This is a genomic window from Pontibacter sp. HSC-14F20, assembly GCF_019599265.1.
Lineage (GTDB): Bacteria > Bacteroidota > Bacteroidia > Cytophagales > Hymenobacteraceae > Pontibacter.
Window position 1 is genome coordinate 227,741 of the sequence record NZ_JAHZTC010000003.1, and the last position, 15,066, is coordinate 242,806.

The following is a 15,066-nucleotide window of genomic DNA, read 5'->3' on the forward strand; positions in this document are numbered from 1 at the left end:
ATGACCGCCATGAGCCAGTCAAAAACCCAAACCCCTGTCGTTGTAAAACCTGTTGAACTGCAGCTCAAAGGTTACAACAACCGCGATATCGACCTGTTTGCCAGCGCCTTCAGCGACACCGTGAAGGTATACCGCCAGCCGGGCATACTCACCTACCAGGGCCGCGACGAACTGCACAAACGTTACAGTGCTATGTTTGCCAACACCCCGGATCTGCATTGCGAGATTGTGAACCGCATTGTGGCGGGCGATGTCGTGATTGACCAGGAGAAGGTGCAGCGCAAAAAAGGCGAGCCACGCACCGACGCCATTGCCGTATACCGCGTAAAGGACGGACTGATCGTGGAGGTGACTTTTATACCGCCTCACAACCAATAATCTATACCTGCCATACCTACACTTATACCTGATTGATGACGAACCAAATAGACAGTATCATATTCGACCTGGACGGTACCCTCTGGGACGCCGCCGAAACCGTAGCCAAAGCCTGGAGAGCGGCCCGCAAGAAAGTTGACTTCCAGATTCAGGAGATCACACCCGACAAGGTCCGCTCTATTGCCGGCACGCAGCACAACCTGATCTTCCCGATGCTTTTCCCGCAACTGAGCCCTGCGCAGCAGCAGGAATTGATGGAGATAAGCGCGAAAGAAGAAATGCGCAGCATCCAGGAAAACGGCGGCGATTTGTACGAGGGTCTGGAAGAAACACTTGAGTACCTGCACGGCAAGTACCGTTTATTCATCGTGAGCAATTGCCAGGACGGCTACATTGAGGCTTTTCTGGCGCGACACGACTTGGGCAGGTATTTTGGTGACTTCGAGTGCTCCGGCCGAACAGGTAACTCCAAAGCTATTAACCTGAAAGACATAGTAGAGCGCAACAATCTGCAGGCTCCCGTGTATGTGGGCGACACCCCCGGTGATCTGGAAGCCGCACAAAAAGCGGGCGTACCGTTTATTCATGCCAGCTATGGCTACCGGGAGGTAAGCGAGTTCGAGCACCGCCTGGAGCGCATCAGCGACCTGACCACACTTTTCTAATATCCCTGTTATGATCTCCCAAGCCCAACCTGATGATATTGATGAACTCTACGAGCTATGGCGCCTGCTGCTTGATATGCAACAGTCCTATCACGTCGTGTTCAGGTATAAGCCGGGCAGTGAGCAGGCCTTAAAGGCAGAACTCCTCAATCGACTCAAAGACAAAAGCACGCGTGTGTTTGTGTACCAGTCCGATGACATATGGGCAGGTATGCTGGTGGCCAGTCTGCGGCACGGCTCAGCGGGCTTCAAACTTTCTGACAAAGGCTACATTGGCGAGACGGTAGTGCGGGAGGAATTTCGTGGCAAGGGGATTGGAAAAGAGTTGTTTGAAGCCGCCCGCAAGTGGCTGAGCGACCGGGGGGCAGACCACCTGGAACTGCAGGTGTCCGTGCACAATCCGAAGGGTGTTCGCTTCTGGGAATCGCTGGGTTTTACGCCCGCTACGCAACACATGGTACTGCCTTTGCAGGAGTCCGGAAATTCGAAAAAAAACTAATCTGAAAGCGTAAACTGAAGCTGAAACGCTGCGTACCACTATATAGGCAACGCCGCATGTTGCATTTCCGAACAGCTTCTGCTTACGCATACCATGGTTTTAACTTTACGCACCCTCGCGCCCCTTCTGGCGCTTTTGTTGCTGCTCACAAGCAGCTGCGATAAAGAAAAAGAAGACGTATCACCTCTGCCAGCTCCGGCTGTTTACAACAAAGAGGTCACCTTCAGAATTTTCACAGAGACTGATTACAGCGAAGCACGCTGGGAAGGCTCTAAAATGAATCTGACTTTAAAACTGCGCCGCATCAGCACGGTGCTGCCGAAAGAAATGATCGTGCTTGACACCACCTTCGGTTGGATGCCCTTTCATGAACTCCCGCTCAGAGGCGCCCCTCTGCAGTTGGAAGAGCAACTGCAGGAGGTGCACAAAGAACAGGATCAGTTCGTGCTGGATGTCACCAAAGTTGTGTCCATTAACGGGTATGAAACTGTGTTCCGCTACGACCAGAGGCTAAGCCACGACAAGCCGCAGGAAACTGTTGATGTGAAACTCTAGTCCGCCGGCAACTTAAGGTCGCATTTCGTATACCTTGTCGTACCAGGTTTCAGCTACCTTCCGGACAACCGAAAAACCAGCTGCCGTAGCCGCTTTTTGCAGTTCGTGCTCGTGCCCGTCAATACCACGCTCTACCCGGTAAACATGCTCTGCCACCGTAGGTATAACTCTGGTGGAACGCAGGCGTTGGTACTGCTCTTCGCTGATGCTGCTGCTGTCCTTCGCTTCTGCTACCACCAGCACACCATCCGTTTTTAGTACCTGGCGGCATTCGGTCAGCAGGTCCTGCAAAGTGTCTCCCATGTGGTTTGCGCTCTCGATCAGGGTGATCAGGTCGTATTGGTAGGCGTATACCTGCACATCGGTAGCCAGCTCGAAGTGTGCATTGGGAATGTGCTTTTCTTTGGCCAGCAGGTTAGCCCTTTCAACTGAGGAATTATACCTGTCGAAACCGAGGAATGTGGAGTTTGGAAAGACCCGTGCCATGACCAGCGTGGAGGCGCCGTGGCGGCCACTACCCAGGTCTGCTACCAGTATACCTGTTTCCAGTTTTGCAGCAAGCCCCTCTACGCCCGGTATCCAGCTGTGCAGAAGACTGGCCAGGTACTCCTCACTAAAGAATCTTCCGGATACATCTACAGGCAGCAGGTTTCTTTCTTTTGCATGGTTGCCCGCCAAAAGCACCGGCATGTCGTGAGACCTGCCTTTCTGATCTCCGTTTCCTTTCATAAAGCGGTTTCCCACATAATAAGGGCTGGTTGGATCCGTCATGGCGATGGCGTGGGCTTCAGGAAGGCAGAAAGTATCGGCTTCCGGCTCGTGCAGCAGGTAACCGTCTGCGGCCAGGCTATCTGCCCAATGCTTGACCAGTTTCACACTGGCTCCGGCGCTTCGGGCAATCTGGCCTACCGTCATGGGGCCTGCGTTGGCCATCACCCTGTAGAGTCCCAGTTGGCTGCCGAGGAATGACATTCTCACCCGCTCAGCAGCACTGAGGTCGTCCAGTACGTGGTGTGCAAAATCTGCTACCCTTTCTGGTCGGCCTCTTTTCCGTTGAATTGTATTCTCTTTCATTGCAGTAGTGTTTAGTGTGATGTTAATAATCTAAAATTAAAGCACTTACAGAAAGAAGTATTGTATATAATTCGGAATAATTTGTGCAAACTAGAAGCTTTTCCTTATCTCAAGCGGTGTCTGTCCAGTCTTGCGCTTCATGAAGTGGCTGAAGTGCGATTGGTCTTCAAAATGCAGGGTATAAGCAATCTCGGCCATGTTCATTTCTGTGTTACTAAGCAGCACACGGGCCTCCTGCAGCAGCCGGTTATGGATCATTTCGTGGGGAGGTTTGCCGGTGGTACTTTTCACGACATCAGCCAGGTGCTTGGGTGTAATGTTGAGCATACTGGCATATTGCTGCACCTCATGCATTTCGCGGAAGTTCTCATCTACCAGGTGCTGGTAGGCGCTTGTCAGTTGCACGGCACGTGTCGCTTTCTCTTTGATGTAAACGGTATACCTGGCTTTGTAGCAATCGCGGATGAGCAGCAGCAGAATGTGAACGTAGTCGCGGAGAAGTTGCGTTTTTTCCCTGGAGTGGCCGCTGTATACCTCCAGAATGTTCTCAAAGGACCGCTGTACCAGGTTGCTTTCGTTGGCAGTGAGGTTGATGACGTGCTCGGCTTCCAAGTCGAAGAAAGGGAATTGCTCTGACAAGGCGCCCTGTACAACTGGTTCCAGAAAGGTAGTGGTGAACTCTATGCAGAAGCCCTTGCAACCATTTATATTAGGTGAGGCATACAGCACATTGGCCGGAACGATAACCAGATCATTTGGCATCAGCCAGCGGTGTTTGTCATCAAGCCGGATATCGTGCAGGCCGTCGAGCAGCAGGTAGATCAGGTTAAAATTTCTCCGCAAGGCTGGAATTCCCAGCTTTGAATCAACATTTTGGTGCCTCTCCTCCATGCGTCCCGGCAGGAGCTGAAGGCCCGGATCATAGGGCCGTGTATCGTGGTTTATTTTTCTTTCAAAGGCAGCAATTGTTTCAAAGGTCAATATTTCATTTCTGGGCACAAATATCCTTTTTAATTCCTCTACATACCCTCCTCGTCTATTTCGCCCGTATTGCGATGGAAGCTTTCACTGCAAGAAGTGCTTTGCTTTCACTTGAGTTCATCACCCTCAAAATTTACAGGGTTTATCTACTAACTACAACACTTTTTCACTCGAAAAAGTATCAATTTTTAAGCATTTAATCAAAGTGCACAACCGCTTTTGGGTGAACCGTGCTTCAACACTGATGTAGGGTCTTAAGAAATAAGCAAACAAAAACTGTAGCTGTAGTGGATCAAACTGAATTGCATCAGAATATGGCAAAAGTGTGCTAGCCTAAGGCGTCTGATTTACCAGAATCGAGTGCTAGATCAAAAAACTGGCCACTAGCCTTACTAAATATAAATAACCAAGACTGGCGGAAAATCTGAGTGAGCTGTCTGTTTGAGAGATGTGATTGAAAATGATGCCGCACCTGAGAGAATGATTACGAAAGTAGCAATGCGCCGAACCGGCTCCGAAATGCACCTTGTTGGACTCCAGTAAAATTTGTCGGGTTATATTTATTGTGTTGCCAGGTATAGCTTGCCGCTCTCGGCATATTTCACGATGTCGGTGTCTACCAGTTCGCGCAGCAACTCTGTCACAGTCTCGGCATATTTGGCTTCGAACTGCTGCACGAGTTCGTTTGGTAGCAGGTTTTTGGTCTGCACAGCCCGAAGCAGTTGCTGTCGCAAGTCCTGTTGCTCCTGCCCCGCCCGCTCCTTTTTGCGCTGCGCCAGGCAGTAGTCGCAGATGCGGCAGCTTTTGTCACTAACTTCGGCAAAGTACTCTAGTAGCAACTGCGTGCGGCAACGATCGGTTGTTTCGACATAATGCGCCATTTCCCTGGCCTGTTTCATGGCACGGTCGCGCAATTGCGCCAGTTTTTTGTGGTTGAGTGGCAGATTGGCAGCATCCAGTCGTGGAGAAGTGAAGACCAGTTGCGGGGCGTCATGCTGCGGTTCATACACCAGCACCTGCAGTTTGTGCAGGTACTCGAGCTTGCGGCGCACTTCCTGTTCCGGCTTCTTAAGCTGCTCGGCCAGTTTCCGTTCCGATATCTTAACAAAACCTGTAAAGGCCTCGCCACCATACATGCGCAAAATCAGACGCAACAAGGCATCGTGCTCCGCATTGGCCACTTGAAACTCATAAAGCGCCATATTATCAAGTAACAGGTATAGCCGCGAAGGACTGTAATAGGCTTCGTTGAGCTGCACGTAGCCCTCCCCTTCCAGGCGTTTGATGGCGTGGTGGGTTTCGAGTGCAGACAGCTTGTAATTCTTGCAAAATGCAGCCAGGTCGAAATCGAAGCTGCTCATGAAGCCGCTGCCCACCGCAATCTGGTAGTAATTAGCCAGGCACTGGTATACCCGCCGGATCAGCTCAAGCGGTGGATGTGCCTCCTTTACTTTCTGCAGCAGGTCTTTGGTGTCGCTGGGGCCATAAAGCAAAGTGGTGTAAGCATACTTCTCATCACGACCAGCACGGCCTGCCTCCTGGTAGTAAGCTTCCAGACTCTCGGGCAGATCAAGGTGCACGACCAGGCGTACATCCGGTTTATCGATGCCCATCCCGAAGGCGTTTGTTGCCACGATCACCCGTACTTTGTCTTCGATCCAGGCCTGCTGTGTTTTGTTGCGTTCTTCAAATTTAAGACCTGCATGATATGCCGCTGAAGGTATACGCCGGCTCTGCAGGAAACGGGCTATCTCAACGGTTTGCCGGCGACTGCGCACATACACAATGGATTGCCCCGGCATACGGTTCAGGATCTCGAGCAGACGGCCCACTTTGTCTTCTGTATAGAGGCAGGAGTAAGAAAGATTGGCCCGGGCAAAGCTCTTGACAAACACGTTCTGCTTTTTGAAAGCCAGCTTCTCCTGTATATCAACGCGCACCTGCTCTGTTGCGGTAGCCGTAAGGGCCAGCACAGGTATAGCGGGCAGTGTTTCGCGTAGGGCGGCCAACTCCAGGTATGGCGGACGAAAATCGTAGCCCCATTGTGAGATACAGTGTGCCTCGTCCACGGCCAGCAAACTCACTTTCATCCGCTTCACCCGCTCCTGAAACAACTCAGTCTGCAGTCGCTCCGGCGACATGTATAAGAACTTCACGTTGCCATACACGCAGTTGTCCATTGCAATGTCGATCTCACGGCGGTTCATACCTGAGAAAATGGCTACGGCAGGAATACCACGCTTTTTGAGCTGCTCCACCTGGTCCTTCATTAACGCGATAAGCGGTGTGATCACGAGGCAAATCCCCTCCACAGCCATGGCCGGTACCTGAAAGCAAATCGACTTGCCCCCACCCGTTGGCAACAGCGCCAGCGTGTCTTGCCCTGCCAGCACAGATTGGATAATATCCTCCTGCAATGGCCTGAACTGGTCATAGCCCCAATAGGTGCGCAATATGTGGTGGATGTCGTGCAAGGGTGCGTGCTTTACAAAGGCGAAGATAAGGTATATCAGCTAAACTTCCGGGCAGTCAGGACTGAGAAAAAGTAAGCCGAAAGGTATAGCCGAAAGGTATAGCCGAAAGGTATAGCCGAAAGGTATACAAAAAAAGCCTGCCTCTTAGGAGGCAGGCTTTTACTATATAAGTTGTAGTCGTATTAAGCAGCAGCAGACTGACCATCTTCACGGTCCTCGATCACTTTCTTCAGCTTCTCGATCGCCTGCGCGGCACGCTCTTCGTCAAAACGGTTGATGTTAAGCAGCATCTTGGTCTTTTCCTGGCGTGTGATTACCGGGTTGTTCAGCAGACGGATGATCTCCTCTTTCTGCTTGGCAGAAGCGTAACGCACGCCAGTTACCTGCTCATCCACCGGCGCTTTCTCGGCTACTGGTGTGGCAGAGGCCGCTTTCATGGTTGCCTTCTTCTCAGTTGGCACAGCTGGCTTCGCTGACGATTCGTTGCCTCCGTAGTCCATCTCCTCTACCGGAGTTGGCTCGTATCCAGCCGCCCGGATAATCCAGGCCAGAATGTTACGATAGGCCTTACCAATAGCACGGGTCTGCGCCATCGAAGCAATCGCAAATTCTTGATAGTACTTCTTGCCCTGCTCCTTGTTAGAGCAGATCGCAAAGCCGGCACCCACCACCTGCTGACTGCGCAGGTCAAGCAGGTTCACCTTCGCCTGGTACTTGATCTCGTCGTCGGTGCTGATGTTCACGACATGCTCCACCACCGGCAAGATACCCAGACGGGAACCGGCATACTGCCAGCCTTCCACGTTCACGTACTCTTTACCTTGTATATTTTGATATAACCTATTCTCTTTTATAAACTTAGCCAGGTCAACAGCTAAGTGAAGCGTCTCATCAGATTTGGCTATGTCATAGCTTTCCACCTTCGGCTTCTTCTCCACTTTTGTCTCTTTATTTACTTGACTCATATCTAGTTAGTTTTCATGTTTTAGTACATATATCAAACATACCTGCTCCTGAAATGGTGCAAAAAATAACAAAAAATATTCATTATAAATAACTGATTGTCAATCATTTATAAATTATTTTCAGAGAGATATATTTCCCCTTTCATTCGCCTCTCATTTAGCACAAGAAAGCAAAGGGGGGATATATTCTACGTGAAAATTACAATTGAGGTATAAGCGCAAAATAAATGCAGATAGCAGGGAAAAGACGCAAGGAAAACTCCGCCGGGAAGGGCCCGGTATAGCCTCGGAAAGAAAGGTAAAGGAAAAGGTATAGGTATAGGTATAGCTTACGCCTGTACCTCCTGCACGATCAAGCCGTCTTTCATGACGAGTTTGCGGTCGGCCATGGTGGCCAGCTGTTCGTTATGAGTAACGATCACAAAGGTCTGGTTGAACTCGTCGCGCAGCTTGAAGAAAATTTCGTGCAGTTCGTGCGCATTTTGTGAGTCGAGATTGCCGCTGGGCTCATCAGCGAAAATAATACGCGGCGAGTTGATCAGCGCGCGCGCCACGGCCGTGCGCTGCTGCTCACCACCTGACATCTCAGAGGGCTTGTGATGCATGCGGTGACCCAGGTTGAGCATGCTCAGCAGTTCGGCGGCACGCTCAGTTACTTCCATCTCCGGGCGACCGGCCAGGAAGCCGGGAAGACAGGCGTTTTCCAGGGCCGTGAACTCAGGCAGCAGGTTGTGAAACTGAAAGATAAAGCCAATGTGCCGGTTACGGAAACGCGCTAGTTCAGACGCATTAAGGCGTGAAATGTTCTTATCGTCAAACATTACGTCACCCGTGTCGGCAGAGTCGAGCGTACCCAGAATGTGCAGCAGTGTGCTTTTGCCAGCGCCCGAAGCACCTACAATAGAAACAACTTCGCCGGCATGAATGGTCAGGTCTATACCTTTGAGCACTTCCAATGAACCGTATTTCTTGTGAACGTTAACGACTTGCAGCACGATCTGGCGATAATGTTTGACAATGGATTATCTGCCAAAGCTACAAAACAAAAGGTATAAGTGAGGTACCTGCCGTCCAAAATTTAGAAGTCACCTTAGCTCCAGACCCAACTATCGGGAGCAAAGTTAGCTTCTGTTTTGACAAAAATGCCTGATGTCAGGTGTACCTAGTTGCAGTACTCGATTTTCACATCAGGGGTGTCATCTCCCATATTGTTTTCACTCGGGAAAATAACCAATATTCCATTCCCATAATCCCATGTGTGTAAGGTATACCCGGAAGACTCTGCCAGGTATACGGCAGGCTCCCACTCCTCAGAATTGTCTCTTTTTATGTAAATCTTTTGAATCTGGCTGTTGGCCGGAAGGTTTGAGTAGAAATTATAAATATCGATCTCCATGATCCAGGAATAGTCCCAGATAAGATCTTTGAAGATGAATTCTTTTGGATCAGAGCAAACGGGTACTTCTGTCGGAACAATAATTGTAACTGTCACTGTATCTTTAGCAGTCAGTTTATCCGCATCGGTCACAGTCAGCTCAAAATCATAATTGCCAGGCATGGTAAGTTCACTTGCATACGCCTTGACATCAGAAAAATGTTGTTGCTTGATATTGACAGCGGAAGGCCCTGCCATTAATCTCCACTGATAGGAGACAATATTTGAATCCGGATCTGTGCTGGCACCGCCGTTTAAAACATACTCTTTATAAGGACGATACATGGTCGTATCATTGCCGGCGTGGGCAATCGGGGCAATGGGTGTGGTTGGAATGTCAGGGGTAACAGCATCTTCTTCTTTGTTACAGGCGATGCATATCAGGAGGAGTGTAAATATTACGCTTTTGGAGGTATAAAGGTACCTTTTCATGTGCCCTATTATTGAAACTATTTTTTATCATATATCATCCATTTTCAAATACAAATCATTGATTATAAGAATTGTAACCCGTAAGCAATTGTCGATATAAATTGTACGGCAACTACGTTGAGTTATAAGACCGGGCATCTGGTTTATTTGGTAAAACCACAGCAGTCTCAGGTAAAGTCACCAAAACTTATACCTAATAAATAAGGCCTGGAATCTGGTTTTATTAGCTGCGGAAGGACGCACCGCACCATTCACTTTTATACATTATCTGACAGCACCGGATCTATTTGCGACGGCTCCAGAACAAACGCTGGAAACAGCAAAAACCTTCTTAAAATCAAACCCGGCCCGCAGCACCTGACTGAAGACCTAACCTTCCGGCTCTGTGTTTTCTCCTTTCTGCGGCATTACGTCTTCACTACTTTTTTGCGCTCCAGCACGTCTTTTACATACAATTCGTTAATTACCACAATCAGCACAGCCAGTATGGGCGCGGCCATTAACAAACCCAAACCGCCCAGAAGTATACCTAAGAGCACCTGAAAAAAGAGCAGCAGAGCAGGTGGCAGGTCGACTGTTTTCTGAAAAATAATCGGGGTGATGACGTAAGACTCCACCATCTGAATGCCCCCGTACACGACAATGACAAGCAGCGCCATATCGGGACTTTCCGTGAGCCCGACCAACACGGCAGGTATACCGGCCAGCCAGGGTCCGATGTTAGGTATAAAGGCCAGGAAAAAAGAGATCAGACCCAATGCAAAAGCCAAAGGCAAGCCGATAATGGTATACGCAATGGCCGTGCTGACACCGATGATCGCCATGGCAGACAACATACCCAATAGCCACATTTTCAGGGTCTGGTAGCAGGTATGCAGCACTTCCAGTATGCGGGTGCGGCTGCGTTCTGGAAAGAGCTCTACAAATCCGTGGGTATAGAGCGACGGATTTGCCGCAAAAAAGAGGGCCGTGATCACGACAATGAAAAAATCTGCCAGTATGCTAAGCGTGGAAGAAAAAGCACCCGTAATGCGCTTGAGTAGCTCCTTCTGCTCCGGCATCATCCGGTTATAGTCATCGGGTAGCTGCTCCACCAGGCGGCGGCCCCAGTTGTACTGCCCCAGCCATTCCTGCAAACTGCTAAATGCCTGCGGAATCGTTTCGCGCATTTGGTCTGCCTGATCATAAATCGTGGGCGCTACAAACCAAAAGGCTCCTATCAACAATCCAAAAACCAACAGCGTTACCAGCAATAAACCCAGCCAGCGCTTCACGCCTATATGTCGCACTAACCAGTCGGTGAGTCCACAAAGCAGCACAGCCAGCAGAATACCGGCAAAAACCAACAGGAAAAAGTAGGCTGCCTCGGCCAGCAGATAAAACCCGGCGGCAATCAACATTACGATGAAAGCGGCCAGCGCCACACGTTTGGCAAATGTAAATTCTGGTTGCATAGTCCGCTTTTTCTAAATTCAGTTAAGTTTCAGCAATTGCGTATACTTACTACAAACTATCTTTTACAGTTACTTTTGCGGCACACAGCGGAGAGACTGCCTGATCTGGCGGGAGGTTACGCCCGCTACAGGCAACATGCCCCTGGTGGCGAATCACCAATATTTTAAAAACCTATTACTTGAATTTAAGCCGATAAAGGCTTACTTTCGTGCGTCCAATAAAACTGAAAGCATGAACATACACGAATATCAGGCTAAAGAGATTCTAAAAAGCTACGGCGTTCGCATACAGGAAGGCATCGTGGCAGAAACGCCAGACCAGGCTGTGAAAGCGGCTATGAAACTGACCGAAGAAACCGGTACAGGCTGGCACGTGATCAAAGCGCAAATTCATGCGGGTGGCCGTGGTAAAGGCGGTGGCGTGAAACTGGCTAAAAACCTGGATCAGGTAAAGCAGATCGCCAACGACATCCTGGGCATGACACTGGTAACGCACCAGACTGGTCCTGAAGGCAAACTGGTACAGAAAGTACTGGTAGCGCAGGACGTTTACTATCCTGGCGAATCTGATCCGAAGGAGTACTACCTGAGCATCCTGTTGGACCGCGCCAAAGGCCGCAACGTGATCATGGCATCTACTGAAGGTGGTATGGACATCGAGGAAGTAGCTGAGAGAACTCCTGAGAAGATCATCAAAGAGTGGATTGACCCGGCTGTAGGGCTGCGTCCTTTCCAGGCCAACAAAATTGCCTTTGCATTTGGTCTGCAGGGTGAGGCTTTCAAGGAAATGGTGAAATTCATCATCAACCTTTACAAGGCTTATGTTGAAACCGACTCTTCTATGTTCGAGATCAACCCGGTTTTAAAGACTTCTGACAACAAAATTCTGGCAGTAGACGCCAAAGTGGATCTGGACGACAACGCCCTGTTCCGCCACAAAAACCTGGCTGCCCTGCGCGATACTTCGGAAGAAGATCCGTTGGAAGTAGAGGCAAGCGAGTCTAACCTGAACTACGTGAAGCTGGACGGCAACGTAGGCTGTATGGTAAACGGTGCCGGTCTTGCCATGGCTACCATGGACATCATCAAGCTTTCTGGCGGCGAGCCTGCTAACTTCCTGGACGTAGGGGGTGGGGCAAACGCACAGACCGTAGAAGCTGGTTTCCGCATCATCCTGAAAGACCCGAACGTGAAGGCGATCCTGATCAACATCTTCGGCGGTATCGTACGTTGCGACCGTGTTGCTAATGGTGTAGTGGAGGCTTACAAGAACATCGGTGACATCAACGTGCCGATCATCGTTCGTCTGCAGGGAACAAACGCCGAGGAAGGCGCCCGCATCATCGACGAGTCTGGCCTAAAGGTATACTCTGCTGTAGCGCTGAAAGAAGCTGCTGAGAAAGTGAAGCAGGTATTAGCTGAAGTAGGAGCTTAATTCCAGCACATATCATATAATCAAAAGGGGCTGCCAGTGATGGCAGCCCCTTTTGATTTATACTTGTTGCAGGTTTACACCACTTCCAACTCCACATTTATGTTGCCTCGTGTGCCAATAGAATAAGGACATACCTCGTGCGCTTTGTCTACCAGCTCTTTTGCTATGTCCTTCTCGAGTCCCTGCAGGTGCACTTCCAGTTTAACGCCCAACCCATATTTCCCATCTTCCGACCTAAGCAGATCCACGTGGGCCTTCACAGTAGACTCTGGATTTAACCGGATATGCTGCTTTCCGGCTACCAACAGCAAGGCACTCTGAAAACAGGCGGCATACCCTGCCGCAAACAGCTGCTCGGGGTTAGACTTCCCCTTCTCCCCTCCCAAACCTTCGGGCAACGAAAGCGGCATATCGATAACGCCATCTGATGACACAACATGGCCACGACGGCCGCCGGTGGCAGTAACCTCTGCCGTATATACTTTTTCCATAGCTTCCTGATTCTGTTTGCTTGATTTGAAATATTATTTACTAACTCCCGAAATCTGCTTATTGTTTTGGGTATGATGCAATTAAGAAACTTTCGCTGTCTATTACCTGCCTTCTATACCTTACAGGAATATAATTATTGGTGCTAAAATTTCCTTTTTAGCGCATTGTTCCTATTTTTGCAACACGGAAAGCACCCGTAGTTCAACTGGATAGAATATCGGATTTCGGCTCCGAGGGTTAGGGGTTCGAATCCTCTCGGGTGCACAAGTACAATTTAATGCGCCAGCTACTTTAAAAGTGGCTGGCGCTTTTTTGTTTGCTCCTGCTAAATTAAACAGCTTTTTCACCATAAGCCCACCTAAATACACAAAGATACTTGTATTCGAATTATCCTATTACATCTTTATGTGTATAGCATATTTTCACTTTTCACGCTCCTCTAACTGTTGAGCTACGTCGCCGCAGTGGTTTTGCTTAGCTCATGGCAGCGACAGACATCAAGAGATAAAGGTAGCTGTCTGATGAACAATCTGTTGGAGTCGGCTGGAAGGGGTACTGCTAACGCATTTCAATAGACCACGCGCTTCTGAGGAGAGTACTGGGCATTTTCTGAAAGCAGCCTGAGGTGAAAGTTTATTGGCACAGTCTTGCACGTGCTTAATTCAACGCCTGCACTTTTATCACTCTTTTAACAATCCTACCCTGCGGGGAAGTCAACACAAACAGGTACAGCCCATCTGCTAGACCTGCCAGGCTCAGCTCGGCAACGCCCGGACTCTCCAGCGGAAACCTGTTTACCAGCCGCTGGCCAACGGCATTGATCACCTGCACTTCAAATTGCTGTGGACATGCGCCACCCACCCTTAATCGCACCGCATCCGGTGTCGGATTGGGGTATAGTGCGATGGCAGGATCACAATCACCCGGCTCCCGTTCCCCCGGCTCTAGGCCTTTGAAGTAGGACTGGATGAAATTTGGGAGCCCAAGCGCCACATTGCCGCCCCCGAAGTTAAACTCGCGGAGGCTGACTTCGCAGCTGTATCCTGGCTCGTTGGGCTTTCCGATCACAAGTACCGTGCGCCCCTCCCGGCTGTCTTGCTTGTCGTACACGTGATGACTCGTGCCGTAGAGTCTCCCATCGGGACCCAGCTGCAGGTCGAAGTAGCCCGTGCCGAGCTCTGTGGAGGGAATGTCTGTATTGCGGTTGCCCCTGATAATGCTCTGACCCGAGGCAATGACGGCCTCCGGGCTGCCAGCCGCCAGGTCATACTGTCTGATGATGTCCTTGGCCGTGGCACCAGCCGGACTCAGGCAGCTTACGTAGAGCTTGGTGTTGTCAGGGGAGAAGGACACGCCATACTGTGCCTCCAGATTGCCCAGGCTGAGGTAATTGGAGAGCACGCCGCTTTCCGGGTCAAAGTCAAACAGGTCGAATGGCCGTTCCAGCTTCGCCGAAACGGCGCATCCCAGCTTCCTGCCATCAGGCGAGGCTTTCATCATGCCCCTGATCTCGCTGTTGTCCACTCTGTCTCCCGCCATACGGCGCTGGTGCGCAGAGCCAATACGCTGCGTTACCGGCTCGCCAACGCCAACTGCCGAAATAGGGAAGACAAGAAAAGCGTCACTGTCCCAGGCATGGACAAGGAGCCAATAGTCCCGTCCGTTGCTGTGAGGAATGGCCGTCAGCTTCTCCGTCAACCCCTGCCGCAAAAGTGTATTCTTTCCTTCGGCCACCACTCCCCCTCTCCCGCCGTCCAGGCGCATGTCCACCAGCGAGTAGCGCAACTCGCAGCTGTAGGCAGGCTCTATGGAATCAACGATATAGCCAAAGCTACAGTTATATCTGTCAGCTGGCTGGCTGAAACGGATGGAGAAAACATAAAAGCGGTGCGCATCGCCGGGCACGGGCACAATCAGGGACGGCTGGCTGATGGCAGAGGGGCACTCGGGAGGGAACTCGTCGCTGCCGGGCATCAGGCGGTGCTCCCTGTTCCAAAAGTTTCGGCCATTCGTGTAGAAGAGCAGCTGCCCCGTCTCCCTATCGGACATGACGGCCGAAGCGCTTTCGGTGATCAGCGCACCGCCAGGCAAAGGGGCGGCCTGACCGCTGCTGAAATCCAGCCCCGCCCTGTTTCCGAAGTACCAGTTCACGGCCTCCTGCTGAGCCGCCGCCTGCAGGCTCAGTAGTGACAGCAGCAAAAGAAAGAGGCTTTTCATAACAGTGCTG

The 15,066-nt window shown here is 50.5% G+C and carries 14 protein-coding genes and 1 tRNA gene; 6 read left to right on the top strand and 9 right to left on the bottom strand.

The annotated features are described in order from the left end of the window. Window positions 1-9: 9 nt before the first annotated feature. The 4 genes from K3G39_RS04900 (at window position 10) to K3G39_RS04915 (ending at window position 2,097) form a co-directional block, all read left to right on the top strand. The gene (locus K3G39_RS04900) at window positions 10-378 is read left to right on the top strand and encodes a nuclear transport factor 2 family protein (RefSeq protein ID WP_255593990.1); all 369 of its coding nucleotides are present in this window, start codon (window positions 10-12) and stop codon (window positions 376-378) included. A gap of 35 nt (window positions 379-413) precedes the next feature. Next, a complete protein-coding gene (locus K3G39_RS04905; protein WP_220625054.1) occupies window positions 414-1,043 on the top strand; it encodes an HAD family hydrolase in 630 nt (209 codons plus the stop codon). Between the two features lie 10 nt (window positions 1,044-1,053). Next, complete coding sequence (locus K3G39_RS04910) at window positions 1,054-1,542, top strand: GNAT family N-acetyltransferase (protein ID WP_220625055.1); 489 nt, start codon at window positions 1,054-1,056, stop codon at window positions 1,540-1,542. 93 nt (window positions 1,543-1,635) lie between these two features. Continuing rightward, complete coding sequence (locus tag K3G39_RS04915) at window positions 1,636-2,097, top strand: hypothetical protein (protein WP_220625056.1); 462 nt, start codon at window positions 1,636-1,638, stop codon at window positions 2,095-2,097. 12 nt (window positions 2,098-2,109) lie between these two features. Here the strand turns inward: K3G39_RS04915 and K3G39_RS04920 are convergent, their stop codons facing one another. From K3G39_RS04920 to K3G39_RS04950, 7 genes are all read right to left on the bottom strand, one after another. Next, window positions 2,110-3,171 carry a methyltransferase domain-containing protein gene (locus K3G39_RS04920; RefSeq protein ID WP_220625057.1) on the bottom strand — a complete coding sequence of 354 codons (1,062 nt, stop codon included), beginning with the start codon at window positions 3,169-3,171 and terminating at the stop codon, window positions 2,110-2,112. A gap of 90 nt (window positions 3,172-3,261) precedes the next feature. Then, on the bottom strand, window positions 3,262-4,014 hold the full coding sequence (locus K3G39_RS04925; protein ID WP_255593991.1) for an AraC family transcriptional regulator: 753 nt from the start codon (window positions 4,012-4,014) through the stop codon (window positions 3,262-3,264). A 698-nt stretch (window positions 4,015-4,712) separates the two neighbouring features. Next, window positions 4,713-6,626, bottom strand: a complete 1,914-nt coding sequence (locus K3G39_RS04930) for an ATP-dependent DNA helicase RecQ (RefSeq protein ID WP_220625058.1) — start codon at window positions 6,624-6,626, stop codon at window positions 4,713-4,715. A 182-nt stretch (window positions 6,627-6,808) separates the two neighbouring features. Further along, window positions 6,809-7,591: a hypothetical protein gene (locus K3G39_RS04935; RefSeq protein ID WP_220625059.1), complete on the bottom strand. Its 783-nt coding sequence runs from the start codon at window positions 7,589-7,591 to the stop codon at window positions 6,809-6,811. A 329-nt stretch (window positions 7,592-7,920) separates the two neighbouring features. Further along, window positions 7,921-8,586 carry an ABC transporter ATP-binding protein gene (locus K3G39_RS04940; RefSeq protein WP_220625060.1) on the bottom strand — a complete coding sequence of 222 codons (666 nt, stop codon included), beginning with the start codon at window positions 8,584-8,586 and terminating at the stop codon, window positions 7,921-7,923. A 167-nt stretch (window positions 8,587-8,753) separates the two neighbouring features. Beyond that, entirely contained in the window at window positions 8,754-9,458 is a 705-nt protein-coding gene (locus K3G39_RS04945) for a PKD domain-containing protein (RefSeq protein WP_220625061.1), read from the bottom strand. A 407-nt stretch (window positions 9,459-9,865) separates the two neighbouring features. Continuing rightward, window positions 9,866-10,912, bottom strand: coding sequence for an AI-2E family transporter (locus K3G39_RS04950; RefSeq protein ID WP_220625062.1), 1,047 nt, complete (start codon window positions 10,910-10,912; stop codon window positions 9,866-9,868). Between the two features lie 232 nt (window positions 10,913-11,144). On the opposite strand from K3G39_RS04950, the gene sucC reads away from it, so the two are divergent. After that, window positions 11,145-12,347: an ADP-forming succinate--CoA ligase subunit beta gene (gene sucC / locus K3G39_RS04955; protein WP_220625063.1), complete on the top strand. Its 1,203-nt coding sequence runs from the start codon at window positions 11,145-11,147 to the stop codon at window positions 12,345-12,347. Between the two features lie 74 nt (window positions 12,348-12,421). On the opposite strand, the gene K3G39_RS04960 is transcribed toward sucC, so the two are convergent. Further along, window positions 12,422-12,838: an organic hydroperoxide resistance protein gene (locus K3G39_RS04960; RefSeq protein ID WP_220625064.1), complete on the bottom strand. Its 417-nt coding sequence runs from the start codon at window positions 12,836-12,838 to the stop codon at window positions 12,422-12,424. 191 nt (window positions 12,839-13,029) lie between these two features. On the opposite strand from K3G39_RS04960, the gene K3G39_RS04965 reads away from it, so the two are divergent. Further along, window positions 13,030-13,103 (top strand) — tRNA-Arg (locus tag K3G39_RS04965). Window positions 13,104-13,496: 393 nt separating this feature from the next. Here the strand turns inward: K3G39_RS04965 and K3G39_RS04970 are convergent. Then, entirely contained in the window at window positions 13,497-15,056 is a 1,560-nt protein-coding gene (locus K3G39_RS04970; RefSeq protein WP_220625065.1) for a T9SS type A sorting domain-containing protein, read from the bottom strand. Window positions 15,057-15,066 lie beyond the last annotated feature (10 nt).

What these genes read in the sequence shown, in the direction of transcription:
- K3G39_RS04915 (WP_220625056.1), top strand. Translation starts at nt 1,636, where the DNA reads ATGGTTTTAACTTTACGCACCCTCGCGCCCCTTCTGGCGCTTTTGTTG.
- K3G39_RS04960 (WP_220625064.1), bottom strand. Translation starts at nt 12,838, where the DNA reads ATGGAAAAAGTATATACGGCAGAGGTTACTGCCACCGGCGGCCGTCGT.
- K3G39_RS04970 (WP_220625065.1), bottom strand. Translation starts at nt 15,056, where the DNA reads ATGAAAAGCCTCTTTCTTTTGCTGCTGTCACTACTGAGCCTGCAGGCG.
- K3G39_RS04905 (WP_220625054.1), top strand. Translation starts at nt 414, where the DNA reads ATGACGAACCAAATAGACAGTATCATATTCGACCTGGACGGTACCCTC.
- K3G39_RS04950 (WP_220625062.1), bottom strand. Translation starts at nt 10,912, where the DNA reads ATGCAACCAGAATTTACATTTGCCAAACGTGTGGCGCTGGCCGCTTTC.
- K3G39_RS04900 (WP_255593990.1), top strand. Translation starts at nt 10, where the DNA reads ATGAGCCAGTCAAAAACCCAAACCCCTGTCGTTGTAAAACCTGTTGAA.
- K3G39_RS04945 (WP_220625061.1), bottom strand. Translation starts at nt 9,458, where the DNA reads ATGAAAAGGTACCTTTATACCTCCAAAAGCGTAATATTTACACTCCTC.
- K3G39_RS04910 (WP_220625055.1), top strand. Translation starts at nt 1,054, where the DNA reads ATGATCTCCCAAGCCCAACCTGATGATATTGATGAACTCTACGAGCTA.
- sucC (WP_220625063.1), top strand. Translation starts at nt 11,145, where the DNA reads ATGAACATACACGAATATCAGGCTAAAGAGATTCTAAAAAGCTACGGC.
- K3G39_RS04935 (WP_220625059.1), bottom strand. Translation starts at nt 7,591, where the DNA reads ATGAGTCAAGTAAATAAAGAGACAAAAGTGGAGAAGAAGCCGAAGGTG.
- K3G39_RS04920 (WP_220625057.1), bottom strand. Translation starts at nt 3,171, where the DNA reads ATGAAAGAGAATACAATTCAACGGAAAAGAGGCCGACCAGAAAGGGTA.